This is a genomic window from Corynebacterium sp. NML140438 (assembly GCF_001875725.1).
In the GTDB taxonomy this organism is placed as follows: domain Bacteria; phylum Actinomycetota; class Actinomycetes; order Mycobacteriales; family Mycobacteriaceae; genus Corynebacterium.
Genome location: NZ_MLCQ01000018.1, coordinates 1 through 25,670, shown reverse-complemented (window position 1 = coordinate 25,670; position 25,670 = coordinate 1). Strand labels below are relative to the sequence as shown.

The 25,670-nt window shown below is 60.5% G+C and carries 19 protein-coding genes, 1 tRNA gene and 1 pseudogene; 16 read left to right on the top strand and 5 right to left on the bottom strand.

The annotated features are described in order from the left end of the window. Positions 1–37: 37 nt before the first annotated feature. From BJP08_RS05325 to BJP08_RS05300, 6 genes and pseudogenes are all read left to right on the top strand, one after another. Entirely contained in the window at positions 38–3,772 is a 3,735-nt protein-coding gene (locus BJP08_RS05325; RefSeq protein WP_071568636.1) for a nitrate reductase subunit alpha, read from the top strand. Continuing rightward, a pseudogene (gene narH / locus BJP08_RS05320) lies at positions 3,772–5,352 on the top strand (nitrate reductase subunit beta); the annotation flags it as partial. The gene BJP08_RS05325 and the pseudogene narH, both read left to right, overlap by 1 nt. Before the next feature lie 143 nt (positions 5,353–5,495). Further along, positions 5,496–6,191, top strand: a complete 696-nt coding sequence (narJ, locus tag BJP08_RS05315; protein ID WP_071568635.1) for a nitrate reductase molybdenum cofactor assembly chaperone — start codon at positions 5,496–5,498, stop codon at positions 6,189–6,191. A 15-nt stretch (positions 6,192–6,206) separates the two neighbouring features. Further along, positions 6,207–6,965, top strand: a complete 759-nt coding sequence (narI, locus tag BJP08_RS05310) for a respiratory nitrate reductase subunit gamma (RefSeq protein WP_071568634.1) — start codon at positions 6,207–6,209, stop codon at positions 6,963–6,965. 120 nt (positions 6,966–7,085) lie between these two features. Beyond that, complete coding sequence (gene modA, locus BJP08_RS05305; RefSeq protein ID WP_071568633.1) at positions 7,086–7,868, top strand: molybdate ABC transporter substrate-binding protein; 783 nt, start codon at positions 7,086–7,088, stop codon at positions 7,866–7,868. 25 nt (positions 7,869–7,893) lie between these two features. Then, the gene (locus BJP08_RS05300) at positions 7,894–9,831 is read left to right on the top strand and encodes an ATP-binding cassette domain-containing protein (protein WP_071568632.1); all 1,938 of its coding nucleotides are present in this window, start codon (positions 7,894–7,896) and stop codon (positions 9,829–9,831) included. Here BJP08_RS05300 and BJP08_RS05295 read toward each other — a convergent pair. Beyond that, on the bottom strand, positions 9,828–10,082 hold the full coding sequence (locus tag BJP08_RS05295) for a MoaD/ThiS family protein (RefSeq protein ID WP_177221715.1): 255 nt from the start codon (positions 10,080–10,082) through the stop codon (positions 9,828–9,830). The genes BJP08_RS05300 and BJP08_RS05295 overlap by 4 nt on opposite strands. Positions 10,083–10,127: 45 nt before the next feature. Between BJP08_RS05295 and BJP08_RS05290 the strand changes: the two genes are divergently transcribed. From BJP08_RS05290 to BJP08_RS05275, 4 genes are read left to right on the top strand one after another with little or no spacing between them, the layout of a single operon-like run. Beyond that, on the top strand, positions 10,128–11,297 hold the full coding sequence (locus BJP08_RS05290; protein WP_071568630.1) for a molybdopterin molybdotransferase MoeA: 1,170 nt from the start codon (positions 10,128–10,130) through the stop codon (positions 11,295–11,297). A gap of 11 nt (positions 11,298–11,308) precedes the next feature. Next, positions 11,309–11,791: a MogA/MoaB family molybdenum cofactor biosynthesis protein gene (locus BJP08_RS05285; protein WP_071568629.1), complete on the top strand. Its 483-nt coding sequence runs from the start codon at positions 11,309–11,311 to the stop codon at positions 11,789–11,791. Continuing rightward, positions 11,781–12,272, top strand: a complete 492-nt coding sequence (locus tag BJP08_RS05280) for a molybdenum cofactor biosynthesis protein MoaE (RefSeq protein WP_071568628.1) — start codon at positions 11,781–11,783, stop codon at positions 12,270–12,272. The genes BJP08_RS05285 and BJP08_RS05280 overlap by 11 nt, the downstream gene beginning before the upstream one ends. Continuing rightward, positions 12,259–13,281, top strand: a complete 1,023-nt coding sequence (locus BJP08_RS05275) for a ThiF family adenylyltransferase (protein ID WP_083428424.1) — start codon at positions 12,259–12,261, stop codon at positions 13,279–13,281. Before BJP08_RS05280 ends, BJP08_RS05275 begins: the two co-directional genes overlap by 14 nt. Here the strand turns inward: BJP08_RS05275 and thrB are convergent. From thrB to argS, 4 genes are all read right to left on the bottom strand, one after another. Beyond that, positions 13,278–14,207 (bottom strand): homoserine kinase, encoded by a 930-nt coding sequence (gene thrB, locus BJP08_RS05270; RefSeq protein ID WP_071568626.1) that lies wholly within the window; start codon positions 14,205–14,207, stop codon positions 13,278–13,280. The genes BJP08_RS05275 and thrB overlap by 4 nt on opposite strands. A gap of 30 nt (positions 14,208–14,237) precedes the next feature. Then, entirely contained in the window at positions 14,238–15,590 is a 1,353-nt protein-coding gene (locus BJP08_RS05265; protein ID WP_071568625.1) for a homoserine dehydrogenase, read from the bottom strand. 99 nt (positions 15,591–15,689) lie between these two features. Then, entirely contained in the window at positions 15,690–17,021 is a 1,332-nt protein-coding gene (gene lysA, locus BJP08_RS05260) for a diaminopimelate decarboxylase (RefSeq protein ID WP_071568624.1), read from the bottom strand. Between the two features lie 9 nt (positions 17,022–17,030). Beyond that, complete coding sequence (argS, locus tag BJP08_RS05255; RefSeq protein ID WP_071568623.1) at positions 17,031–18,683, bottom strand: arginine--tRNA ligase; 1,653 nt, start codon at positions 18,681–18,683, stop codon at positions 17,031–17,033. 234 nt (positions 18,684–18,917) lie between these two features. Here argS and BJP08_RS05250 point away from each other — a divergent pair, with 234 nt between their 5' ends. From BJP08_RS05250 to BJP08_RS05225, 6 genes are all read left to right on the top strand, one after another. Next, positions 18,918–20,594 (top strand): L-lactate permease, encoded by a 1,677-nt coding sequence (locus BJP08_RS05250; protein WP_071568622.1) that lies wholly within the window; start codon positions 18,918–18,920, stop codon positions 20,592–20,594. Positions 20,595–20,642: 48 nt separating this feature from the next. Continuing rightward, on the top strand, positions 20,643–21,428 hold the full coding sequence (locus tag BJP08_RS05245) for a (Fe-S)-binding protein (protein ID WP_071568621.1): 786 nt from the start codon (positions 20,643–20,645) through the stop codon (positions 21,426–21,428). Next, positions 21,425–22,954, top strand: coding sequence for a lactate utilization protein B (locus tag BJP08_RS05240; protein WP_071568753.1), 1,530 nt, complete (start codon positions 21,425–21,427; stop codon positions 22,952–22,954). Before BJP08_RS05245 ends, BJP08_RS05240 begins: the two co-directional genes overlap by 4 nt. A gap of 2 nt (positions 22,955–22,956) precedes the next feature. Beyond that, positions 22,957–23,601 (top strand): LUD domain-containing protein, encoded by a 645-nt coding sequence (locus tag BJP08_RS05235; RefSeq protein ID WP_071568620.1) that lies wholly within the window; start codon positions 22,957–22,959, stop codon positions 23,599–23,601. 79 nt (positions 23,602–23,680) lie between these two features. Further along, positions 23,681–25,258, top strand: coding sequence for an alpha/beta fold hydrolase (locus BJP08_RS05230; protein WP_369816398.1), 1,578 nt, complete (start codon positions 23,681–23,683; stop codon positions 25,256–25,258). A gap of 85 nt (positions 25,259–25,343) precedes the next feature. Next, a tRNA-Arg gene (locus BJP08_RS05225) sits at positions 25,344–25,417 on the top strand. The last annotated feature ends 253 nt before the right edge of the window (positions 25,418–25,670 follow it).

The following is a 25,670-nucleotide window of genomic DNA, read 5'->3' as shown; positions in this document are numbered from 1 at the left end:
CCCGTTTTCTCACTTTCATTCAAGGAGATTGTGAACCATGACTGATGCGACACAGTCCAACCCGCTGTTTAAACTTGGTGGGTTCGTTCGCAAAGGCGACGTCACGCCTTCCGGCCAGCAGATTTTCCTCGAGGGCGGCCGCCAAGCTGACGTGTTTTACCGCAACCGTTGGTCTTTCGACAAGATGGTGCGCTCCACGCACGGTGTGAACTGCACAGGTTCCTGTTCCTGGAAGGTCTACGTCAAAGATGGCGTCATCACCTGGGAGTCCCAGGCTGTCGACTACCCCACCACTGGCCCTGACTTCCCAGAGTACGAACCTCGCGGATGCCCGCGTGGCGCTTCATTTTCCTGGTACACCTACTCACCGACGCGTATCCGCTACCCGTATGTGCGCAGCGCGCTACTGGAGATGTACCGCCACGAAAAGAAGCAGCACGACGGCGATCCAGTACTTGCCTGGCGTGCGATCCAGGAAGACCCGGTCAAGCGCCGCGCATACGTCGGCGCCCGTGGCAAGGGCGGTTTGGTGCGCGTGGCCTACGAAGAGGCCGTCGAAATCGCGGCAGCAGCGCACGTGTACACCATCAAGCAGTGGGGCCCAGACCGCATCGCTGGCTTCACAGTGATTCCTGCGATGAGCCAGGTCTCCTACTCTGCCGGTACCCGTTTCTTGGGGCTCATCGGCGGTGCGATGCTGTCCTTCTACGACTGGTATGCGGACCTCCCGCCTGCCTCCCCGCAGACGTTCGGCGACCAGACGGATGTGCCGGAATCCGGCGACTGGTTCAACTCCTCTTACCTGATGATGTGGGGCTCCAACATCCCGGTGACCCGTACCCCGGACTCCCACTTCATGACTGAGGTGCGCTACAAGGGCACCAAGATTGTCGTGGTCTCCCCTGACTACAACGATGCAACGAAGTTCGCCGACGAATGGATGCGCATGTCGCCGGGCACCGATGGCGCCCTCGCCTTCGCGATGGGCCACGTCATTTTGAGCAAGTTCCACGTTACGCAGCAGCCGCAGTACTTCATGGACTACATGCTCAAGTACACGGATGCACCGTTCCTGGTGGAGCTTGATCAGCTCGAGGACGGCACGTTCGCTCCAGGAAAGTTCCTCACCGCAGACAAGCTTGATGACGCCGCCCTGGCCAACAGCGATAACGCCCAGTACCGCCTGCTCAACATTGAAGCAGACGGCACTGTTGTCGACCCAGGTGGCACCATCGCGGACCACTACAAGACCGAACCCGGCAAGTGGAACCTGCGCCATGACAACGCCAACCCGGTGATGTCCATGGCGGATACCAACTCCTACGGCACCGCCGAGGTGTGCTTCCCACGCTTCGACATGGATGCTTCGCGTGAGGCATTGGACTCGGATGGTCCTATCGGCGCTGGCGTATACCGTCGCGGTGTCCCAGTCCGTGAGATTGCTGGCCGCACCGTCACCACCGTGTACGACATCATGCTTGCGCACTACGGCGTGAACCGCCCGACGCTGCAGCTGCCAGGCTCCTGGCCGGCTGACTTTAACGACGCCTCCGAGGTCGGCACCCCTGCTTGGGCCGAGGAGCTATCCAATGTTCCAGTTGCGCAGATCGAACGCATCGCCACCGAGTTTGCGCAGAACGCACTGGACTCGAAGGGCCGCTCCCAAATCATCATGGGCGCAGGCGTGAACCACTACGTCCACGCGGATTCCATCTATCGCACCTTCCTCGCACTGACTTCTATGTGTGGCACCCAGGGTGTCAACGGTGGTGGTTGGGCGCACTACGTGGGCCAAGAGAAGCTGCGTCCGCAGTCGGGCTGGAGTCAGTACGCGTTCGCAAATGACTGGAACCGTCCACCGCGTCACATGATCACCACCGGGTTCTACTACCTGACTACCTCCCAGTGGCGCTACGACAACTCGAAGGCCTCAAGGATGGCCTCGCCTCTGGCGCGTAAGGGTGCGTCGGAAGATAAGTTCTTGTCGGAGACGCTGGTCGAGGCCATGAAGCGTGGTTGGATGCCGTCGTACCCGCAGTTCAACCGCAACCCACTGCTGCTCGCTGAGCAAGCCAAGGAGGCGGGCATGGATGTGAAGGACTACATCGTCGACCAGCTCGAGTCGGGTCAGATGGAGTTCGCTGCTGAGGATCCGGATGCCCCGGAGAACTGGCCTCGCATCCTGCTGAACTGGCGCACGAACCTGATGGGATCGTCGGCGAAGGGCACCGAGTACTTCCTGCGCCACATGTTGGGCGTTGATTCGGATGTCTCCGCGGAGGAGCTGGCCGAGGGTGAGCGCCCGAAGTCGATTCGCTGGCGCGAAGAGGCACCGATGGGCAAGCTCGATCTGATGATGACTACGGACTTCCGTAACACCTCAACCACCCTGGTGTCAGACATCGTCTTCCCTGCGGCTACCTGGTACGAGAAGAACGACTTGTCCACGACGGACATGCACCCGTTCATCCACACCTTTAACGCTGCGATCAACCCGCCGTGGGAGGCTCGAAGCGACTGGGAGATCTTCCGCGATATGTCCGACGCTGTTTCCCGCATGGCCGGCAAGTGGCTGGGAGTGCAGACGGACGTCGTCACTGCGCCTATCTCTCACGACGCTCCGGATGAGATCAACCCGAACATGGCAAACGGCGTGGTGCCCGATGTCAAGGAAGTCGGCATGGTTCCGGGCCAAACGATGGCAAAGTTGGTTCCAGTTGAGCGTGATTACACCAAGATCTTCGAGAAGTGGATGTCTTTCGGCCCACTGACCGAGAAGGCTGGCACGAATGTACACGGCACGCCGTTTAACGTCGAAAAGCAGGTTGGTGAGCTCTTCGGCATGAACGGCGTCGCTGAAACTGCCTCTGCGGGTGACCGGCCTGCACTGAACTCCGCCGTGAAGGCAGCACAGGCGATCCTTCACCTTTCGGGTGTGTCCAACGGTGAGGTTGCGCGCAACGGCTTCGAGAATCTGGGCAAGATGCTCGGCTCGGACACAAGCGAGTTCTGGGAAGGCACCGAGGACGCCCAGATCGTCTGGGACAAAGTTAAGGAACGCCCACAAGAGGTCATTACCTCTCCTGAGTGGTCCGGCGACAAGCGTGATGGACGCCGCTACACCGCGTTCTCCCTGAACCTGGCGATGGATAAGCCTTGGAACACGCTCTCCGGTCGTATGCACTACTTCATCGACCACGACTGGTTCATCGACTACGGCGAGCAGCTTCCTGTGTTCAAGCCACCGCTTGACCGCATGCGTCTCAACGGCGAGACTCGCCCAGGCGAGGTCCTCAAGGGTGAGGACGGCAACCCGGAGATCACGGTGCGCTACCTCACCCCACACAACAAGTGGTCGATCCACTCCCAGTACTTCGACAACCTCCACGTCCTCTCCATCTCCCGCGGTGGGCAGGTTGTGTGGATGTCTGACACGGATGCACAGAAGATCGGTGTCAAGGACAATGAGTGGGTTGAGCTCTACAACCGCAACGGCGTTGTCTCGGCGCGTGCTGTGGTCACCCACCGTATTCCGGAGGGGACGGTCATCATGAACCACGCGCAGGAACGCACAGTGGGCACGCCGCTGAATGAGCGCTCCGGCCGACGTGGCGGCACGCACAACTCGCTGACCCGCATCACCATTAAGCCACTGCATGTGGCTGGTGGCTACGGTCACTTGACTTACGGATTCAACTACATTGGCCCAACCGGCAACAACCGCGACGAAGTTACCCGCATCCGTCGTCGCTCCCAGGAGGTGCAGTACTAATGCGAGTAATGGCGCAAATTGCCATGGTCATGAACCTGGATAAGTGCATCGGATGCCATACGTGTTCGGTGACCTGTAAGCAGGCATGGACCAACCGTGAAGGCACGGAGTACATCTGGTTCAACAACGTTGAAACCCGTCCCGGCGTGGGCTACCCGCGCTCGTGGGAGGACCAGGACAAGTGGAAGGGCGGCTGGAAGCTTGACGGCAGCGGCAAGCTCAAGCCACGCCAGGGTGGGCGTATCAAGCGTCTGGCCACTATTTTCCACAACCCGAACATGCCGACGATCGAGGACTACTACGAGCCGTGGACCTATGAGTACGAGAAGCTCATTAGCGCCCCGGCTGGGCAGAAGACGCAGCCAACTGCGCGTCCGAAGTCGCAGATCACTGGCAAGCCGATCGACACGATCTCCTGGTCTTCGAACTGGGATGACAACCTTGGTGGTTCGACGGCAACCATGGACGACGACCAAGTCCTGGAGAAGATGAACCTGCAGGTCAAGAAGGAAATTGAAGAGTCCTTCATGTTCTACCTCCCGCGCATCTGTGAACACTGCCTGAACCCAACGTGTGTGTCTTCCTGCCCGTCAGGCGCGATGTACAAGCGCACTGAGGACGGGATCGTCCTTGTTGACCAGGACAGCTGCCGCGGCTGGCGCATGTGCGTCTCTGGCTGCCCGTACAAGAAGGTGTACTTCAACCACAAGACGGGCAAGGCCGAAAAATGTACGCTGTGCTACCCGCGCATTGAGGTCGGCCAGCCAACCGTGTGCTCGGAGACATGTGTGGGGCGTCTGCGTTACCTTGGCGTCCTGCTCTACGACGCGGACCGTGTTGCAGAGGCGGCGTCGACACCCGATGAGAAAGACCTCTTTGAGGCGCAGAAGTCGCTCTTCCTCGATCCCCATGACCCTGAGGTCGTCCGCGCGGCAACCGAAGAGGGTATTCCTCACTCCTGGATCGAGGCTGCGCAGAACTCACCGATCTATGACCTGATCTTCACCTACGGTGTGGCGCTGCCACTGCACCCGGAGTTCCGCACGCTGCCGATGGTGTGGTACATCCCGTCGCTGTCGCCGATCGTTGATCAGGTGACGAAGACTGGCGCCGACGGCGAGGACCACAAGGTGTTGCTCAGCGCAATTTCAAATATGCGTATCCCGCTGGAGTACCAGGCTGGTCTGTTCACCGCTGGCGATACCGTCCCCGTGGAGCTTTCACTCCGCCGCCTCGCCGCGATGCGTTCCTACATGCGCGACATCAACCTGGGCCAGCCTACGAACGAGGCGATTCCAGGTGCCGTCGGCATGACAGGCAAGGACCTGGAGGCGATGTACCGTCTGCTGGCGATTGCCAAGTATGACGACCGCTACGTCATTCCGACCACCTCACCGGAGACCCCGCGTGGTGTGTCCTCGCTGGATCCGTTTGGTGGCGTCGATCCAGCCAGTGGCGATCTCATGGCCAACCTCGGTATGGGCGCGCCGAGTGCCTGCCACGAAGAGGCCGACAACGCTCAGCCTGGCAAGGTGTCCCTGATGTCGTGGACCGGCGACCGTCCTGACGCGATGTTCCCCACCGCGTTGAAGACTCGCGAGCCGAAGACCGCAAGCGAGAACTACCGCCCTGCTGCACCAGAGGCCTCCACTCCGGCGCCGAACCCGGTTGAGGAAGGCCCGAGTGCTGACGGCAACATCGCGCGACGCGAGGGTGAGCAGTAATGAGCACCCGGACCCAAATCGGGGTTGTGCCCGAGGAGCTCGTGACACCGGTGGCGTGCGATACACAGCAGCGCCAGATCGCAGCGATGGCGCTCAGCCTCATGTTGCGTTACCCGGAGGAGGAGTTCTTCTCCACGGCGGAGACCGTCGAAGATCAGCTCGGGCTGCTTCCAGCCCCTGTTGCTGCGGAAATCGCGGAGTTCATTGGCAGGGCACGGGGCCTCGGCTTGTTGCCGCTCCAGGAGCATTACGTTGAAACCTTTGATCAGCGTCGTCGCTGCGCGCTGCACCTCTCCTACTACTCAGTGGGCGATACCCGCCAGCGCGGTGCCGCCATCTTGGCATTTCGCCAACAGTTGGCTGGCCTGGGAATGGAGGAGATCTCCGAGGAACTCCCCGACCACCTTTGCGTGGTCCTGGAGGCGCTTGCGCTCGCTGACGCGGACTCTCAGCAGCACGCGTTGGAGATGATTGCCTCGCACCGCGACGGACTTGAGGTGCTGCGTCATGCTCTGGTCGGACTGGGTAGCCCGTACGCTCACTTGCTCACAGCTGTGTGCATGCTGCTCCCAACCATCAGCGAGGAAACAATTGCTCGCTACATCAACCTGATTCGCCAGGGCCCTCCTGCGGAGATGGTCGGTATTGAAACTACTCCCCTGCCGTTTCCAACGGCTTCTCCCAACCACAATTAAAGGACTGAACTCACTATGACTGGTATTGAAGAATTCCTGTGGGTGGCCTTTCCCTGGTTGGCCATCGCCGCGTTTGTCATCGGCATTATTTGGCGCTGGCGCTATGACCAAATGGGCTGGACTACCCACTCGTCACAAATCTACGAGTCGAAGTTGTTGCGACTCTCCTCGCCACTGTTCCACTGGGGCATGGTCTTCGTGGTCATTGGCCACTTGATGGGCCTGGCGATTCCGAAGTCGTGGACCCGCGGCATGGGCATCAGCGATCACGCCTACCATCTCATCGCAACGATTCCAGGTACCATCGCTGGCATCGCCGTGGTGTTGGGGCTGCTTGGCTTGCTCTACCGTCGTGTGGTCAACCGTTCGGTGTTCTTATCGACGGCCACCTCCGACAAGTTCATGTATGTGTTCCTCACAATCGCAATCTGCTCTGGCTTTATCGCGACTGTCTCGACGCAGGTGTTCGGGGTGCCCGGCGGCTATGACTACCGTGAAACGATCTCGCCGTGGCTACGCCAACTGTTGATCTTTAACCCGATGCCCGACTTAATGGTCCAGGCACCGTGGCAGTTTAAGGTCCACGTACTGGCTGGCTTCACGTTGATCGCCTGCTGGCCTTTCACACGCCTTGTCCACGCGTTCTCGGCCCCGGTGGGCTACTCCACCAGGCCGTACGTGGTCTACCGCTCGCGTGGCCAAGAGGTCCAGGGCCGCCGCTCGGAAGCGCAGTGGGAACCGATCCGCTCGAACGGGCGTCAGTTGAAGCACTAGCGCTTCCACCCGCTCGCCAGTGCTGCCCCCGGAGCTCTTCTTCCGGGGGCATTCTTCGTATCTACCCCTTTTTTAAGATAATTTATATTCATATTCAATCCACTATTCGAAGGATTTTTCATGCGTTCGTCTCGCCTTGCCTCATTGTTCGTTGTTGCTCTGGCTACGACCGGTCTGACCGCCTGCGGCGGTGCTACAGATACCGAGAGCGCGACTGCAAAGGCCCCGGTCGCCGAGGCAACCAGCGACCTCATCGTTATGGGCGCAGCCTCCACACGCGTGCTCAACGACGACCTTTCGGAAATGTCGGAGAGCAACCTCGAGTTCGTCAACGCCGGATCCTCTGACCTGGTGCAGCAACTAAAGGAGGGCGCACCCGGTGATGTGCTGATCACGGCTGACCAGAAGAATATGGACAAGGCTGTCGAAGCGGGCGTCGCAAAGGATCCGAAAGTCGTAGCGACGAACTCGATGGTGCTCGTGGTGCCGAAAGGCAACCCAGCAGGCATCAAGAGCGTCGAGGATATCCAAGAAGCGGGCGTGAACCTGGTTGTTTGTGATGCACAGGTCCCATGTGGCTCCGTGACCAACGAGCTTATCGCAGCGAACAATCTCACCATCACTCCTGTATCTCTTGAGCACAGCGTCTCCGACACCCTGGGCAAGGTGGTCTCCGGAGAGGCCGACGCTGGCTTCGTTTACCGCACTGATGCTGCGGCAGCCGGCGACAGTGTCGAGGTCCTGAACGTCCCACACGCTGAAGAGAAACCGAACTCCCTCGTCGCTGCCGTTACTACCAACACCACCGACGAAGCTGCAGCGCAAAAGCTCTTTGAGCTGCTTGCAAGCCCAGAGATGGCCGTCGTGTGGGAGAAGTACGGTTTCACCCCTGCCTCCCAGTAGTAACCACCGGGTAGAGTCCGTACTCATGCAGCAGTCAACGCTTCGTCAGGCCCCACGCCAGACACCAATGTTGGTGTGGGTCCTGGCGCTTTTTGCACTCGCCATCATTGTGTTGCCGATCCTGGCGCTAGGTGTACGCGTGCCGTGGGACAAGCTCGGTGAGATCCTTGCTTCGGCCTCGACACAGCAGCTGCTTCGAGTCACGTTACACTCAGCCGTCCTCGCCTGTGTCATAACGCTGCTGCTGGGCACCCCACTTGCGCTTTGGATGCAACACTTGAGGCGTGGTGCCAGGTTTGCACGCGTCCTTGTGCTGCTGCCGCTGGCGATGCCCCCAGTCGTCGGCGGCCTTGCGCTCAGCGCGTTCCTCGGCAGGCGAGGCCTGGCAGCACCAATTCTGGACGCCTTGCATATCCAGTTCGCGTTCGCGTTTCCTGGAGTGGTCGCTGCACATGTCTTCATTGCGCTGCCGTTCGTTGTCATCACACTTGACGCAGCTCTGCGGCAACTCGATCCGGAGATTACATACTCCGCCGCAGGCGTGGGCTTGAGCCCGTCCGCAATTACTCGCAAGATCATCTTGCCGGCAATCGCGCACTCACTGACCTCTGCTGCCGGGTTAGCATTTGCGCGCTCGCTCGGCGAGTTCGGAACGACGCTCACCTTTGCAGGTTCGATGCCGGGTACAACACGCACAATGCCGTTGGGCATCTACATCGCCCGCGAGGTAGACCAAGATGTGGCGTACGGTCTTTCGGCCCTTTTGATTGCGCTGGCTGTCCTGACACTCGCTGCATCAACGCTGCCAACCGTCTTCCTGTCCCGCTCACGCTCCCGCGAAATCTCGCGCGCTACACACGACGTAGATACACAGCGTCTCCGGACGCTCACTAGCCCGGAAGACGGCGGTGTACCAGTCACTATCGGGGATACAACGTTTCCTGCCAACGCCACCACGGCGCTCATCGGGATGAACGGATCAGGCAAGACCACACTGGCTGGTAGGATCGCCGGGCGCCTCGGAGGACTGCGAACCACCATCGGTGAACAGGTGGTTGACGCGGGTACGGCGTCGGGCAAACTCGTACCTGCACATAAGCGCGGCGTTGTCCTGTTGACCCAGAACCCCGGTCTGCCCCCAACATCAACGCCGCTGAAAGCTGTTGCGATGGTCACGGGCAGCAAACAGCGTGCGCTTGAACTGCTGACATCAGCTGGACTACGCGACCTTGCAGACGTCCCCGTACGCGCCTTATCCGGCGGCCAGGCCTCACAAGTCTCACTTGTGCGCGCGCTCGCCCCGCGCCCTCGCGTGCTGATCCTTGACGAGCCACTCGCCGCCATCGACGTGAATTCGGCACATCACTGGCGACAGGTGCTGCGGGCCACCGCGCACGACCGCACCACAATCGTGATTACGCACAACCCGTTGGATGTCGCCAACCTCGCGGAATACGTCGCAGTAATGGACCGCGGCAACGTGATCAGCCTGCGTTCGACGGCTGAAGAGCTCAAGGTCCCGGCTACGCAGTTCTCTGCCCGCCTCGCCGGCGTGAACTGGCTACCCGCGAGCGTGAACTGGATCCCTGCGCATATGGTGGGCGCCGCTCACCAAGGTTCCGCTGCGCTCGTGGAGACAACCATTGGTGAGCTCACGGGCATAGCCTCAGAGCAGTGCGAGCAGCGCGACGACGCCGTTGTGGTCTTTGCACCACAAGCCGTCTCACTGCACGTGCCTCCAGCAGCTGTACCCGAGGAATACAACGCGCTGCGTGCCACCGTGGCCACGGTCGATGTCAGTACCGCAGGCGGACTGACCGTGGAGCTTGATGTCCACGGTGCGGTAGTTGCACTTCCAGTCGAGAGACAAGAGGCGCTCGATGCAGGCATTGAGCCCGGAGCGTCTGTGACGTGCTACGTCAAAACGCAAGACATCGCGATCCACCCGAAACCGACGGACTAGCCCCCGGCGAATGGTGGCAGCACATCGACGCGCTCAGCGGACTCGAGTGAGTCAGTCTGCTGGGCGCGTTTTCCGTCGATCAGGAAGCTGCAGCGCGTCAGGATGTCTGCGAGGGTTTGACCGGCGTCGGTGGTGCCGTGGTGGCGCGAAGCGGCGTCGTCAAGAAGTTCCTGGAGCGTGGCAAAGTTCCCAACTTCTTCCTGTGCGACGCCTGTGGCCGCTCGTGCTGCGGCAAAGTAGTGAATTTGCATGTTGCCCATGCTAGCGAACTGCGCGTGGCGCGTAGAGTAAGCGGCATGACACGAAGTACTGAGGAACACCTTCGCGAGGTACAGCGAACGATTGGGCATCGTCCGTCGGAGCGCATCAACATCGTTGAGGCTGGCAAACAGCAGCGCGTGCTCGGCGCGGACGTTGTTGCTGTCCGCGAGCAGCCGTCCTTTGATAATTCGCAGATGGACGGCTACGCCCTGCCCAAAACTGAGGCGCATACGGCGCTGATCGGGCCCACGATCGCCGCCGGCGCAGATCCCGACGAGCTGTATCCGAAGGGACTTCAAGATGTCGTGGCGCCGATCATGACCGGCGCTAAGCTGCCACGTGGCACAGCAGCGGTTGTCCCAGTGGAGCGCTGTACCCCGCCGACGTTTGGTGCCACAGGCGAGATGGTGCGAGTACCCGCAACCGAGCGTGGTCAGTTCATGCGTCTGGCAGGCAGCGATGTGCAGCCCGGGGCTTGTATTGCGCGCCGGGGCGACATCGTGACGCCTGCGCTCGTTGGCGCTGCGATCGGCCAGGGAATCGATACCGTTGAGGTAGAACGCACTGCCCGTATCCTGGTAATAACTGGTGGCGCAGAGGTGACCCCACATGACCAGGGCGCAGGCCCCGCCACGATCCCGGATTCAAACGGGCCGATGCTTGAGGTGCTCGCGGCTCGCCACGGCATCGACGTGGCAGCACGTCTATTGACCAATGATGACCCGAAACGGCTCGAGCAGGAGGTTGCAGCGGCGATCGAGGCGCACCAGCCCGATGCGATTGTGACTTCGGGTGGGATCAGCCACGGCAAGTTTGAGGTCATCCGGCAGGTGTTTACCGATGGCTGGTACGGCCACGTGGCTCAACAGCCCGGCGGGCCGCAGGGGATTTCGACGTTCCAAGGTGTCCCGGTGCTGAGCCTGCCAGGCAACCCGATTTCCACCATCGTTTCTTTCGTCCTGTATGTCGCACCGGTGTTGGGCCGCTCGGAGCCGCCGCTGCGGATAGCCGTCGACACGGAGGTTACTGGTATCCCCGGCAAGGATCAGTACCTGCGCGGAGAGATACGCAATGGCCGTGCTCATCCGTTCCGCGGAACGAGCTCCCATTTACTGACACAAGGGGCGACAGCAACATGCCTGATCCGTGTTCCCGCGTCAGCAACCATACCTGCAGGAACACCGGTCACTGTGTATCCGATGTAGGTTGAGTGACTATGGATACGAATCATCGCAGCGCGCGGGTCATCGTGGCTTCTACGCGTGCAGCCGCCGGTGTCTACGAGGACAAGTCCGGGCCGATCGCCGTCTCGTTCCTACGAGAGGCAGGCTTTGATACCCCCGACGCGACCGTCGTCGCCGACGCAGATCTTGCAGACGCCGTGCACGAGGCGCTCGCAGCGTCCCCATCGGTCTTGCTGACCTCAGGAGGCACCGGTATTACGCCGGATGACCAAACGGTTGATATCGTGAAGCCTCTGTTAGATCGGCAGCTGCCGGGCATCGTGCACGCATTCTGGACGCACGGCCAGCAACAGGTCGCCACAGCCGTGTTATCGCGGGCTGTTGCCGGCGTGGCGGGACGCACGTTTGTCATGACGCTTCCGGGTTCACGCGGCGGGGTGAAAGACGGGTGCGCCGTACTCGCCCCCCTGCTGGGCCACATCACCGCACTCATAGAAGGATCACATGAGCACTAATTCGCAACCAACACCGACTCCGGACCCTCAGTTCGTGGCGGAGCAGGTCAACACAGTTATCGACGCCCTCATCACTGAGACTCCCCTCGAGCACTTCGCGGCGGACGCTTCCACTGCCACGATGACGCGCTCGATGGGCGCACTCGTCCGCTTCGAGGGCGTTGTCCGCGACCACGACGGCGGCCAGGCTGTGCGCTCACTGACGTACGAGTCCCACCCCAGCGCCCAAGATGAGCTCCGCGCCATCGTTGAGGACATCGCGAAGCATCATCCGGTGAGGATCTGGGCTGCGCACCGGGTAGGCCCCGTCCCAATCGGCGAAATGGCGTTTCTGGTCCTCGTCGCCGGGGCGCACCGCTCCGAGGCTTTCGCTGCCTGTGAGGAGGTCACCGACAGGGTGAAGTCTCAGGTCCCAATCTGGAAAGAACAGTCGATGTCGGATGGTGCGACGCAGTGGGTGGGTATCGATGACGCTCGATGAGCGCTACCTGCGACAAACAACACTCATCGGCGATAAGAAGCAACACAAACTTCTCGACGCCCACGTCGTCGTCCTCGGCGCAGGCGGCTTAGGCTCGCCCACCTTGTTGTACCTAGCCGGGGCCGGCGTTGGCACGATCACCATCATCGACGACGACCGAGTGGACCTGTCCAACTTGCACCGCCAGGTCATCCACACTACCGACGCCATCGGCACCGCGAAGACGGATTCGGCGAAAACACAGATGCTGGCGCTCAACCCAACCGTCACCGTGCGCACCGTAACGGAACGTCTTACGTGGGACAACGCTCTAGAGCTGCTCAGCGAGGCCGACGTCATCGTCGACGGAACCGACAACTTCCAGACACGCCACATCGCATCGCACGCCGCCGCCCGCCTGGGTGTGCCGCACGTGTGGGCTTCCATCCTGGAATTCGAAGCACAGCTCACAGTATTTTGGGCAGGCCATGGGCCCATCTACGAAGATCTCTTCCCCGCCCCGCCAGCGCCCGGCAGCGTGCCGTCGTGCTCCCAGGCAGGAGTGGTTGGCCCGCTCGTAGGCGTCGTAGGGTCAGCGATGGCGATGGAGACCATCAAGCTCATCACTGGGCTCGGCTCGCCGCTGATTGGACAGCTCGGCTACTACGACTCTCTTTCAGGTATGTGGGAGTACGTGCCACTAGTCGCCGACCCCGAAGTCACCGAACGAGTGCGCACGAGCGCGCCCCCACAGGGGCCCGCGGAGGTCACCACCATTCCTGAAGGCGCCACGATTCTCGACGTCCGCGAACCCGAAGAGTTCGCAGACTTCCACCTCGACGGCGCTCTCAACGTGCCCCTCGGCACCATTATCGATGGCTACACCCCACCCGAGGCCGCACCAGGGACCATCGTGGTCTGCGCCCGTGGTGCGCGTTCGGCGCAAGCGGTTGCGGCGCTCGATGCGCGCGGCGTGACCGGCACGGCAAGCCTGCGCGGGGGCGTCGAACAGTTCCGCCCCCTCAGTTAAGCGCGGGTCAGCTCGCCACGCACCGGCCCTGCAACCTCGAGTTCGATCACGCGTAGTCCGGCCTCGCGGGCGTCGTCAAGCAAAGCTTCATCGACATCGGTCGTGGTAAGGACCAACGCCGTCGGGCCCGCGCCAGACACGAAAGCGGCATACCCGCGGTTGCGCAGGCGGTTCACCCACTCAGCGGTCACCGGCAGCACGTCAGCACGGTACGGCTGGTGAAGGCGGTCACGCGTGCCTTCCCACAGCAGCTCGGGGTGAGACTGGATTGCCACAGTCATCACCGCAGTACGCGACACGTTGAAGCGCGCATCCGTATGTGTAACGTGGCTCGGCAACACCTGGCGTACCGCATTCGTCGAGGCGTGGAAATTCGGCACAAGTGCTACCGCACGAATCGAAGGATCAACCGGGACCGCGACGGCGCGATAGACCGGGTGCGACACCCCATCCACCGGGATCTCGGTCCAGGATACGACTGCCCCACCAAGCACCGAAGCAGCAGCGTTGTCGGGGTGTCCCTCGAACGCCGATGAAAGCTGAACAACTTCATCGGTGGACAGCGGGTTGCCCGCAAGCGTATTCGCCGCCACGACGCCCGCAACCGCGGCAGACGCCGACGAACCAAGCCCGCGAGACTGCGGAATGTTGTTCGTGCACACCACGCGAAGGCCCGGCACAGAAACGTCAGCGGCCTTCAGGCCTGAGCGAATCGCCTTGACCACCAGGTGAGAACCATCGCGTGGCAAATCATCGGCGCCCTCGCCGAAAATTTCCACCTCAAGACCGGATTCGATGACCTCAACCTCGACGGTGTCGTAGATAGAGAGAGCGAGGCCCAACGTGTCGAAGCCCGGGCCGAGGTTCGCCGACGACCCTGGAACCGTCACAGTCGCCTTCAGTCCTACTTCGATGTCTGTCGCCATGATGTGCTCCTTGTCTGTAGGTCGTGTGTCTTAGGCATCCAGGCGGATTACGGAGTTGACTTGCTGCACGTCCGGGTGCTGGGACAGACGATCTACGATGTCCCGCAGATCCTTTTCCAGGGCCTTGTGCGTCACCACGATCAGGTGTGCCTCGTCTCCGGACTCCTCCTGGCGCACGGCAGACAGCGACACGTTGGCCTCTGCGAACTTGCGGGTGAGCTCCGCGAGCACGCCGACGCGATCGTTGACTGTCATGTTCACGTGGTAGCGTGTCGCCACCTCATCAAAACCGACCACTGGGTAGTTTGCGTACGGGTTTTCGGCTGGTGCGCGACCGCCGTGAACCTTGTTGCGGGCCGCACCGACCAGGTCGCCCAGCACTGCGGAAGCAGTCGGTGCGCCACCGGCGCCGTTGCCGTAGAACATCAGGCGACCAGCGGCCTCAGCCTCAACGAAAATAGCGTTGTACGACTTATCAACGCTGGCCAGCGGGTGATCGTTCGGGATCAGTGTCGGGTGCACACGAGCGTTGACAGCCTTGGTCTTGCCATCCTCATCGTAGAGTCGCTCGCAGATAGCCAGCAGTTTGATCGTCTGGTTCGACTGCTTCGCCGCGTCGATGTCCTCAGCGGTAATCTTCGTGATGCCCTCACAGGACACATCGTCGAAGGTCACACGAGTGTGGAAGCCCATCGACGCGAGGATCGCGGCCTTGGATGCAGCATCGTGACCCTCAACATCGGCGGTCGGGTCAGCTTCGGCGTAGCCCAAGCGGGTCGCCTCGGCCAGTGCCTCCTCATAGGTCGCGCCAGTCGACGCCATCGCGTCAAGGATAAAGTTCGTCGTACCGTTGACAATGCCGGAGATGCGCTGGACCTGGTCACCGGCAAGCGAGCGACGCAGCATACCAACTACGGGGATCGCTGCCGCGACCGCGGCCTCGTAGTACAGGTCGACGCCTGCTTCGTTCGCGGCGTCGGCAAGCTCGGACCCGTGTGCGGCAACCAGTGCCTTATTCGCAGTGACAACTGACTTGCCAGCCTTCAACGCAGTCAGCACCAGCTCACGCGGGTAGTCGATACCGCCGATGACCTCCACGACAACGTCAACGTCGTCGCGCGTAATCAGGGAGCGCGCGTCATCAGTCAGTTCGATGCCCTGCACCTCAGGTGCGTTCTTGTGCTTCTCCACGTTGGAGACCGCAACGCCACGCACTTCGAGGGGACCACCAATACGCTGCTCAAGATTGTCAGAAAACTCCTGAATGAGGCGCAGCACCTCGCTGCCCACGGTGCCTTTACCCAAAATGGCCACGCCAACCGGCTGGCCAATCCCAAGACCAGGGTAGTTACCGTTACGACTCTCTACGGATTCGACCGACATCTCTAGATTCTCTCCTACTTCGATACTGGCTTCGATACGGGTACGTTCACCTACGGCGCAGTGTACCGCTTTGTCTGTTTTGCACAGAATACAGTCTTATTAATATTCACGTGAGAGAATGTCTTCAACAGTTTCTCTACGCACCATCGGCTTGACTTTTCCAGCACGGACGGCGACCACTGCCGGACGTCCAAACGAGTTGTAGTTCGAACTCATTGGGTAGCAATACGCCCCTGTCGCTGGCAGCGCAATAAGGTCCCCACTGACGATGTCGTTCGGCCACTGCGCATCCTCAATGAGGATGTCACCGGACTCGCAATGCGACCCCACGAGGCGCGTTTCCACCGGCTGCCCTTCCGCAAACCTGTTGACCAACTTTCCCTCGTAGACGGCGTCGTACAGCGCGGGACGGATGTTGTCGCTCATGCCGCCATCGACGGAGATGTAACGACGCGTCTTGGTGAACGAAATCTCTACATCCTTCACCACACCCGCGCGGTACAACGTAATTGCAGACGGCCCGGCAATCGCGCGCCCAGGCTCGACGACTACTGTCGGCGACGAAATCCCGAGTTCATTGGCAACGTCGTCAACCGCCGCCAACAGATCTTGCGCCACAGCAGCAACATCGAGCGGAGCCTCTTCCTCCAGCTGCGCGATGCCGTACCCGCCACCAAGGTCCAGGAACTCAAGCGCAACGCCGCGCTCACTCCAGATTTGTGCGTACAGCGCCAACACGCGCTCCGCGGCAAGTTTGAACCCTTCCGCATCAAAGACCTGGGAGCCGACGTGGCAGTGCAGACCAGTCAGGTGGAGATGCTCCGCGTCGATCGCGGCGCACGCAGCTTGGTAGGCGGAACCGGACGCCAACGAAATGCCGAACTTCTGGTCCTCGTGGCTCGTCGCGATGAACTCATGCGTGTGGGCATCCACGCCGGGTTTCACGCGGATGAAAACCTCTTGGGTCGTACCCAACTCGCCTGCAATGTCATTGAGTTCTCGTAGCTCCTGGTGCGAATCGAGGACGACGTGCGCAACCCCGGACTCAATGCACAGTTGCAGGAAGCTGCGCGACTTGTTGTTGCCGTGCACTGTGATCCGCTCCGGAGGGAACTCGGCAGCAAGGGCGATGCGAAGCTCGTTTTCACTCGCAACGTCGAGCGCCAGGCCTTCCTCGTCAACCCACCGGGCAATGTGCGTGGTCAAGAACGCCTTGGAAGCGTAATGGACGTGCGTAGGGTCTCCGAAGGCCCGCGCCATATCGCGGCATCGCGAGCGGAAGTCGTCCTCGTCGACCACCATGATAGGCGTGCCAAACTCTTCCGCGATCTCCGGAAGCGGCACCCCCGCGATCGTCACCACTCCGTCTTCTTCTCGCTTGGCATTACGCGGCCATACGTGTGCGGGAAGTGCGTCGAACGCTGCGCTCATGGTTTCCTCCTACATCCGTTCCGGCGCGCTCACGCCGATCATGCCGAGTGCATTCGCCAGCACCTGGCGGGCTGCCATCGCCAACGCAAAACGCGCGGTGTGCAGCGGTGCAATCTCCTCGCCAGGCTTCGGAAGGATCTGGCAGGCGTCGTAAAACTTGTGGAACGAGCTCGCAAGTTCTTCTGCATAGCGCGCGATTCGGTGCGGCTCACGCAGTTGCGCAGCGGTGCTCACAACCTCGGGGAACTCACCCAAGGTGCGAATAAGGTCGCCTTCTTTTTCGTGCTCAAGAAGTGCAACGTCAGCACCATCGACAGTCACACCCGCTTCCTTCGCCTTGCGCGCGATGGAGCACAGGCGTGCGTGGCCGTACTGCACGTAGTACACCGGGTTGTCTGAGGACTGCTTGGTCCACAGATCAAGATCAATATCCAGCGTGGAGTCCACCGAAGATCGCACGAGCGAGTAGCGAGCACCGTCGACGCCAATAGCGTCCACGAGGTCGTTGAGGGTGATGATCGTCCCGGCGCGCTTCGACATCTTGACTGGCTGACCGTCGCGAACCAGGTTCACCATCTGCCCAATGAGGACCTCGACGGCCTCAGGATCGTAGCCGAGGGCCTGCGCCGCGGCGCGAAGACGCGCGATGTAGCCGTGGTGGTCTGCACCGAGCATGTAGATGGCCAGCGTGTGGCCGCGGTCGAACTTGTCGGCTACGTAGGCGATGTCGCCGGCGATGTAGGCGGCGTCGCCATCGGACTTGAGAACTACGCGGTCCTTGTCGTCGCCGAACTGGGAGGAACGCAGCCACCAGGCGCCCTCGTTTTCGTACAGGTTCCCGTTGTCTTTCAGCGTTGCAATCGCCTTATCGACGGCCCCGCTCTCAAACAGCGAGTTTTCGTGGAAGAATACGTCGAAGTCGACGCCGAATTCGTGCAGGGACTCCTTGATCTGGGCGAACATCATTTCCACACCAGCTGCACGGAAGGTCTCTTGGACTTCTTCAGGGGTGCCTTCGAGTGCGTTCGGCTGCTGCGCCACGATGTCGTTGGCGATGTCGTTGATGTAGGAACCGCCGTAACCGTCCTCCGGGGTTGGCTCGCCCTTTGCCGCTGCAACGAGGGAGCGCGCAAATCGGTCGATCTGGCCACCGTGGTCGTTGAAGTAGTACTCCCGCGTGACCTCGGCGCCGCTCGCCTCAAGCACGCGGCCGAGCGAGTCGCCCACAGCTGCCCAGCGAGTGCCGCCGAGGTGAATCGGGCCAGTTGGGTTTGCGGAGACGAACTCGAGGTTGATGCGCTGGTCGTCAAGAAGCGTGGAGTTTCCGAAGGTGTTTCCGGCTGCGAGAATATCTGCCACCAGCTGCCCCTGTGCGTCCGTGGCGAGGCGCAGGTTCAAAAAGCCGGGGCCGGCGACGTCTGCGTCTGCAATCGCGGGGTTTTCCAGCAGGGCGTCGGCAAGCCACTGCGCGAGCTCGCGCGGGTTCGTACCGGCCTTTTTCGCCACCTGCAGTGCAATGTTCGTGGCATAATCGCCGTGCTCTGGGTTGCGCGGGCGTTCGACGGTCACCACGTCGGGCACGACGGAAGCGTCCAGATTGTGGTCGGAAAGCACCTTGACGGTTGCTTCATGAATTGTTGTAGCGAGATCAGCTGGAGTCATGGGCAAACAGTCTAATTCACTCGCCAGACATTCTGTCCATTCCCCCACGATTGCCCGACTGCCCTCGGTCGGCTACCCCCGCCAGCTTCCGAAACAATGCGACTAGCTCGCGCTTCCACCGCACTCAACCATTTGTGTGACCTAGCGTACTTTCAGTTTTTTAAATTGCAGAAATCACTCAAGTACGTTGGGGAGGTATTTTTGTGCAGCCCTCTGACTCCAAGGAGTGTCTCAGTGGACAAGTTTCAAATCGTTACCGATGCTGTCGGGGGTAGCCTCGGGCTTTCGGCATTGGTCTCCGCGCTCCCCCTCATCACCTTTTTCTTCATGCTGCTCGCAGTCAAGGCCCGCGCGCACACGTCCGGCGCGGTAGCCCTGATCGCCGCTATTGCAGTCGCCATTTTCGGCTTCAACATGCCGACGGAGATGGCGCTCGCCACTGCGCTGCGTGGCGGACTGTTCGGCCTCTTCCCAATCGTGTGGGTCATCTTGACGGCGATTTGGTTCTACCAAATTACGGTCGCATCCCGGCGCTTTGAGGATCTCCGCCTGGTGTTCGACAAGATGGGCAGTGGTGACGTCCGCGTCCAGGCGATGCTCATCGCGTTCTGCTTCGGTGGCCTACTCGAAGCGCTCGCGGGATTCGGAGCACCGGTTGCAATTACTGCAACGATGATTCTTGCGCTCGGCATCCCGCCGCTCAAAGCAGCGACAGTTGTATTGATCGCGAACACAGCTCCGGTAGCGTTCGGCGCCGTCGCAATCCCCATCACCACAGCGGGTGAGGTCGGTGGCCGCACTCTTGAACAGACGCAGAACATCGCGGCGATTGTTGGGCACCAGACTCCGCTACTCGCATTCTTTGTCCCATTCATCATCGCAGCAATTATCGACGGCTGGCGAGGCATCAAAGAGACCGCGCCCATTTCAGTGACGATCGGGCTGAGCTTTGGTATCGCCCAGTGGTGGACGTCGAACCACTTCGCGTTCCAGCTCACGGATGTTGTTGCTTGCATCGTCGCGCTCGGTGCAGCGTTCGTAGCACTTCACTTCTGGAAACCAAAGACCACAGCTGCGCTGCGCGACCGCCTCGGCCTGCCCGAATACGAGGACACCACCGACCTGCCTGGCACCCGTGTGTGGATGGCACTGATGCCGTACGCAGTCGTCGTCATCGTCTTCGGCATTGCAAACTTGGGCACAACCGTCCCGCAGTGGCTCAGCTCCTTCAAGATCAGCCTGACATGGCCCGTCATTGAGCGTGGCCTGCTCCTCAACCAGCTCGGCGAGCCGATCAACACTGACTACACCTTCGCCTACATCAATAACCCAGGCACGCTCCTTGTCATTTCCGGCCTCATCGTCGCTATCACGTACATGATCTTTGACGGGAACGGTCTCTACCAGCTCAACTGGGCCCAGGTCGGACGAGAGTTCGTCGATACCTGCTGGCGCATGCGCTGGTCCGCAACCACAATCATGCTGGTACTCGCATTGGCGTACGTGATGAACTACTCGGGGCAAACGGTCTCTATCGGTGAGTTCTTTGCAAACATGGGTGGCGTCTTTGCCTTCGCAGCACCAATCCTTGGCTGGATCGGCGTCGCTGTTACTGGCTCCGATACTTCCGCGAACGCACTCTTCGCCAACCTGCAAGTGACTGCGGCAAATAAGTTGGGCCTGAACCCAGACCTGATGCTGGCAGCGAATACGACCGGTGGTGTCGTCGGCAAGATGATTTCGCCGCAGTCCCTCGCTATTGCCGCAACAGCTGTGAATATGGAAGGCAAAGAGTCCGAACTCTTTAAGAAAGTTGCAGGCTTCTCGGTGGCGTTTTTGGTGGCCGTGTGCCTGATTGTGTTCCTGCAAACCAACATACTGAGTTTTCTAGCGCCAACTGTTGTACCGTAGACGTATTACCATTATCTGTATTGTTCACGACCATCAAAGGAGTCCACATTGCGAGTAGCACTGTTTTCTACTTGTATCGGTGACGCCCTGTTCCCTGACGCGCACAAGGCTTCAGCACTTGTCCTCTCTCGTCTGGGCTACGAAGTAGTCTTCCCCGAGGGCCAAACCTGCTGTGGCCAGATGCACGTCAACACGGGCTACCAGGAACAAGCTGTGCCAATCATTCAGACATACGCCGATGCGTTTGCCGACCCTTCCATCGACTATGTTGTAGCCCCTTCCGGCTCGTGCGCCGGCGCAGTTCGCGAACAGCACGTGCGCCTCGCCGAACGATACGGCAACAAAGCACTTGTCGACGGCGCTACGCAAGCAGCGAATAAAACCTACGAGCTCACCGAATTCATCGTCGACGTCGCTGGTGTAACCAACCTTGGCGCGTTCTTCCCACACAGGGTGACCTACCACGAGTCTTGCCACTCTCGCCGCTTCCTGAAGGTCGGCGACCGCCCATACAAGTTGCTTGAGGCCGTCGAAGGCATCGAGCTTGTGGACCTGCCGAACGTCGAAGAGTGCTGCGGATTCGGCGGTACTTTCTCAGTAAAGTTGCCCGAGGTTTCCGCTGCGATGGTCTCCGACAAGGTGCGCCACATTAAGGAATCGAAGGCAGAGTTTGTCACCGCCGGCGACTCGTCGTGCTTGATGAACATCGCTGGTGCCATGAGCCGCCAGCACAACGGCATCCGCGCCCTGCACATTGCAGAGATCCTCGCATCCACGAAGGAACACCCGTGGACGCCTACGACCGCCGCGTACTCGAAGGAGAAAATGCTGTGAAAGTTGCACTCGGCAAACCAACGATGCCCCCAGTGGCACACGGTCCGAACCACCTGCGTGGCTCGGAGCGCTTCGGACAGGCTGCGCACCATGAGCTCGATAACGTTACGAAGCGTCGAAACCTCAACTACGCGACTACGGCTATTCGCATAAAGCGTCAAAACGTTGTCGACGAGCTCGACGACTGGCAAGAACTTCGAACCGCTGGCTCCACCATCAAGCAAGATGTGGCGGCCCGCATGCCCGAGCTGCTCGAGGAGTTCGAGCGCAACGTCACTGCTCGCGGTGGCCACGTTCACTGGGCACGCGATGCCAAGGAAGCCAACGACATTATCGCCTCACTCATCGAGGAGACTGGCGAGACCGAAGTCGTCAAGATTAAGTCGATGGCAACGCAGGAAATCGCGCTCAACGAGGAGCTGGAAAAGCGCGGCATCCACGCGCAAGAAACCGACCTTGCGGAGCTCATCGTGCAGCTCGGCGAAGACTTCCCGTCACACATCCTGGTACCAGCGATCCACCGTAACCGCGAAGAGATCCGAAACATCTTCGTGGACAAGATGCCCAACACCGACGACTCGCTGACGAACAATCCAGCAGAGTTGGCCGAAGCCTCTCGCATTTTCCTCCGCGAGCAGTTCATGAAGGCCAAGGTGGCTATCTCTGGTGTCAACTTCGGTATCGCTGAGACCGGCACGGTCTCCATCGTCGAGTCCGAAGGCAACGGCCGCATGTGCCTGACCCTGCCGGACACGTTGATCTCTGTGATGGGCATCGAGAAGCTGCTGCCGAAGTTCGAGGACTTGGGTGCGTTCTTGCAGCTGCTCCCGCGCTCCTCCACCGGTGAGCGCATGAACCCGTACACCTCACTGTGGTCAGGCGTGACGGAGGGCGACGGCCCACAGAATTTCCACATCGTGCTCCTGGACAACGGTCGTACCCACGCGATGTCGAACGAGATTGGCCGCGAAGCACTGAAGTGCATCCGCTGCTCTGCTTGCTTGAATGTGTGCCCGGTCTACGAGCGCGCTGGTGGTCACTCCTACGGCTCGACCTACCCTGGCCCAATCGGCGCCATCATCACACCGCAGTTGACCGGCATGGAGTCCGCCGAGGACCCGAACGCGTCGCTCCCATTCGCCTCGTCACTGTGCGGTCGCTGTAATGAAGTCTGCCCAGTAAAGATCCCGATCACCGACATCCTGCTTGAGCTGCGTCACCAGAAGGTAAAAGAGCACAAGCCATTCCTGGAATCCACTGCCTTCGGCGCTATTTCTCTACTGTGGGGCAAGCCTGCACTGTGGAATGCTGCGATGCATGTTGTTTCACTAGGTCGCGTGCTCGGCGGTTTCAAGGGTGAGATTTCCTCAATGCCAGGCTTCGTTGCTGGCTGGACCGACTACCGCGACGTAGCAGTGCCGCCGAAGAAGTCGTTCCGTCAGTGGTGGAACACGGACGAAGCGAAGGATCTCCTCGCTGAGGCCCGCCGCGAAGGGATCCCCGCGAATGTCAGGAAGGATGGCTAACAATGTCAAGCACCCGAAATGAAACCGCGAAGCGCGAGATTCTTGACCGCATCCGCACTGCACAAAAGCTTTCGCATACCCCTGAGCACGTCGAGCCCGTGCGCGAGTACCGCACGACCAGCGATCACACCCCTGAGCAACTGCGTGAGATTCTCATCGACCGCCTCCTGGATTACAAGGCGACGGTTGTAGAGACAACCGAGGAGACCCTTGCCACAGACATCGCCGACATTCTTGCAAAGCGCGAGGCAACCGACATTGTCTACGCCCCAGGTCTTGACGCCGCGCTGTTCGAGAAGTTCGACGGGAGTGCCCGCCCTGACGATCCGTCAAGTGACCCGCGGGAACTCGGCCCCATCGGTGCCGCGGTGACCGACTCGCACGTCACGTCAGCTCAGACCGGCTCGATCGTGCTTGAAGCTGGCGAACTATGCGGACGCCGTGCGCTGTCGCTCGTCCCCGATCGCCACGTGGTGATCGTCCGCCCAGAGTCGGTGGTCTACGGCGTGCCCGAAATGATCGCCCGCATCGATCCGGAGAAACCCGCTACCATGATTTCTGGTGGTTCCGCGACCTCCGATATCGAGCTTGTTCGTGTCGAAGGCGTCCACGGACCCCGCGACCTGATCGTGATGGTTGTGAAGTAACAGCACACCGTCGACTTTGCCCTACCGGTCAGCGCATCGGTAGGGTTTGTCATTTTCGCCAATGAACGGAAGGAATGCAGTGCGCATCTCAGCTTCAGTAATTGCAGCGCTCAGTTTGCTTGGCATGGCCGTCGCAACGCCTGCCGCCGCGCAGCCAGCACCGGTTGTACAGTGGACCAAGTGCCCGAAAGAAGTGAAAGATCCGACAGCGCAGTGTGGGCAAGTCGACGTCCCAATGCGCTACAACCAGCCGAATGGCGCGAAGATCCAAGTCGGGTTCGTACGCGTGCCTGCGAAAACCCAAGCTCGTCGTGGTGCACTGTTTACCAACCCCGGTGGCCCAGGTGGCGACGCCTACGCCTACGCTGCCGGCAATATCCTCGAGTTTCCGAAAGAGCTCAACAACGAGTGGGACATCATCGGTGTGCAACCCCGCGGTCTGCCTGGCTCCACGGCACTCGAGTGCGCAATTCCCGATGTGAACGATCCTGGCCAGATAGCCAAACTCACCGCCGATAGCCTCTTTAACGCGGGTGGTTTCAACCGCTCGGCTTGCCAGGGTGGTAAGCCCGGCTACCCCGAAACCATCACCACGGAGAACACCGCACGCGATTGGGACGAGGTTCGCCGCGCCCTGGGCTACCAGCAGGTTTCAATCCTCGGTGTCTCCTACGGCACCTACCTTGGCTCCGTGTACGCAACACTGTTCCCACAGCACACCGACAAGGTCGTGCTTGACTCCGCCATGGACCCCACCCGCTCCTGGAACGGCATCGCCGCCGACCAACAGGCAGCATACGAGAAAGCGCTCAACGAATACTTCGCCTGGGTAGCCCTCAGCGACGCCAAGTATCACATGGGCAACACTCCGCTGAAGGCATACCAATACTGGTCGCGCAAGGTCAGTGCACAAGCTGGCACCAATCCCACCGTCACTCCTCCACCGGCACGCGTTGGCGATCTGCCAGCGGGCCTCGAGTTCGCCGGACAGGCTGGCGCGGACGCCATGACGGCAGTCGGGAAAGCCCGCGTCGAAGGTGAAGGCGTCATCAGTCGCATGTTGAACCCGGGTGCTGTGCAAGCCAAGTCCCCGCTCCTGCAGGAGACCCGCGCAATGCTGCCGACCCCAAAGATGTGGGACTACCTGGCAAGGTCCACAAATGGCACCCTCACCGCCGAGGAATCGAAGCAGCCGTCCAAAGAAGAGATCCAGCAGGCGGTGGATCAGATGATGGCGGTCGAGCAGCTGCAGGCTGCTCAGTGGTGCAATGAGAACGTCGTACCCGGCGACCCGACGCTACTCCCCTCGTTTGCGTGGTCACAGATCACGGGAGACCCGTTTACTTTCTTCAACGCTTCACGCGGCTCAGGGTGGTACTGCAACGGCGCCGGCGCAGTCACCGGAATAGCGCCACTCAACGGGGCGGCATTAAAGACCCGCCCATTGCAGCTGTCCGCCACCCGCGATCCTCAAACGCCGTACCCAGGCCACGGGCAACTCGCCCGCAGAATGGGAACCCAGGTGGTCACGATTCACGGCCCTGGCCACGCACACTTCGGCACCGGCAATAAAGTTGTCGACGCCACCGTCATCAACTACCTGCGCACCGGCAAGGCCGATCGCACTGATGCACCAGGCTACTGGGAAGCCCAGTAGCAGCTACTTTCCGCAGCCTTAGGCCAGTTATGTGCCAGGCATATCTGGTGCTAAGATTGCCTCATTGCTTGCTCACAGGCAATGCGTCTCCGTAGCTCAGCGGATGAGAGCATCGGTTTCCGGTACCGAAGGTCGCAGGTTCGAATCCTGTCGGGGACACAATGTCCTCAGTCGCGACATAGTTGACAACTCAGTCGCGACATGGTGGACAAACCGGTGCCTTGGTTTTTATTTTTCCGAGGCACCGGTTTTGTGTTTAGGCCAGTGGAGGTTGGCCTTTTCGCCGGGTTAAGGGTCAAAATGTGTGTCTGGCTCGGCGTGTCGCGGGGGTTAGATTTGGCCTTTTTGAATGCCGATTGAGTGGGTGTAGTCGGTGTCGATAGCGTTGTCGTAGAGGGCTGGGCGTCCTGTT

What these genes read in the sequence shown, in the direction of transcription:
- lysA (WP_071568624.1), bottom strand. Translation starts at nt 17,021, where the DNA reads ATGAGCGCAGCGTTCGACGCACTTCCCGCACACGTATGGCCGCGTAAT.
- narI (WP_071568634.1), top strand. Translation starts at nt 6,207, where the DNA reads ATGACTGGTATTGAAGAATTCCTGTGGGTGGCCTTTCCCTGGTTGGCC.
- narJ (WP_071568635.1), top strand. Translation starts at nt 5,496, where the DNA reads ATGAGCACCCGGACCCAAATCGGGGTTGTGCCCGAGGAGCTCGTGACA.
- BJP08_RS05235 (WP_071568620.1), top strand. Translation starts at nt 22,957, where the DNA reads ATGTCAAGCACCCGAAATGAAACCGCGAAGCGCGAGATTCTTGACCGC.
- thrB (WP_071568626.1), bottom strand. Translation starts at nt 14,207, where the DNA reads ATGGCGACAGACATCGAAGTAGGACTGAAGGCGACTGTGACGGTTCCA.
- BJP08_RS05300 (WP_071568632.1), top strand. Translation starts at nt 7,894, where the DNA reads ATGCAGCAGTCAACGCTTCGTCAGGCCCCACGCCAGACACCAATGTTG.
- BJP08_RS05325 (WP_071568636.1), top strand. Translation starts at nt 38, where the DNA reads ATGACTGATGCGACACAGTCCAACCCGCTGTTTAAACTTGGTGGGTTC.
- BJP08_RS05275 (WP_083428424.1), top strand. Translation starts at nt 12,259, where the DNA reads ATGACGCTCGATGAGCGCTACCTGCGACAAACAACACTCATCGGCGAT.
- BJP08_RS05280 (WP_071568628.1), top strand. Translation starts at nt 11,781, where the DNA reads ATGAGCACTAATTCGCAACCAACACCGACTCCGGACCCTCAGTTCGTG.
- modA (WP_071568633.1), top strand. Translation starts at nt 7,086, where the DNA reads ATGCGTTCGTCTCGCCTTGCCTCATTGTTCGTTGTTGCTCTGGCTACG.
- BJP08_RS05285 (WP_071568629.1), top strand. Translation starts at nt 11,309, where the DNA reads ATGGATACGAATCATCGCAGCGCGCGGGTCATCGTGGCTTCTACGCGT.
- argS (WP_071568623.1), bottom strand. Translation starts at nt 18,683, where the DNA reads ATGACTCCAGCTGATCTCGCTACAACAATTCATGAAGCAACCGTCAAG.
- BJP08_RS05290 (WP_071568630.1), top strand. Translation starts at nt 10,128, where the DNA reads ATGACACGAAGTACTGAGGAACACCTTCGCGAGGTACAGCGAACGATT.
- BJP08_RS05295 (WP_177221715.1), bottom strand. Translation starts at nt 10,082, where the DNA reads ATGCAAATTCACTACTTTGCCGCAGCACGAGCGGCCACAGGCGTCGCA.
- BJP08_RS05265 (WP_071568625.1), bottom strand. Translation starts at nt 15,590, where the DNA reads ATGTCGGTCGAATCCGTAGAGAGTCGTAACGGTAACTACCCTGGTCTT.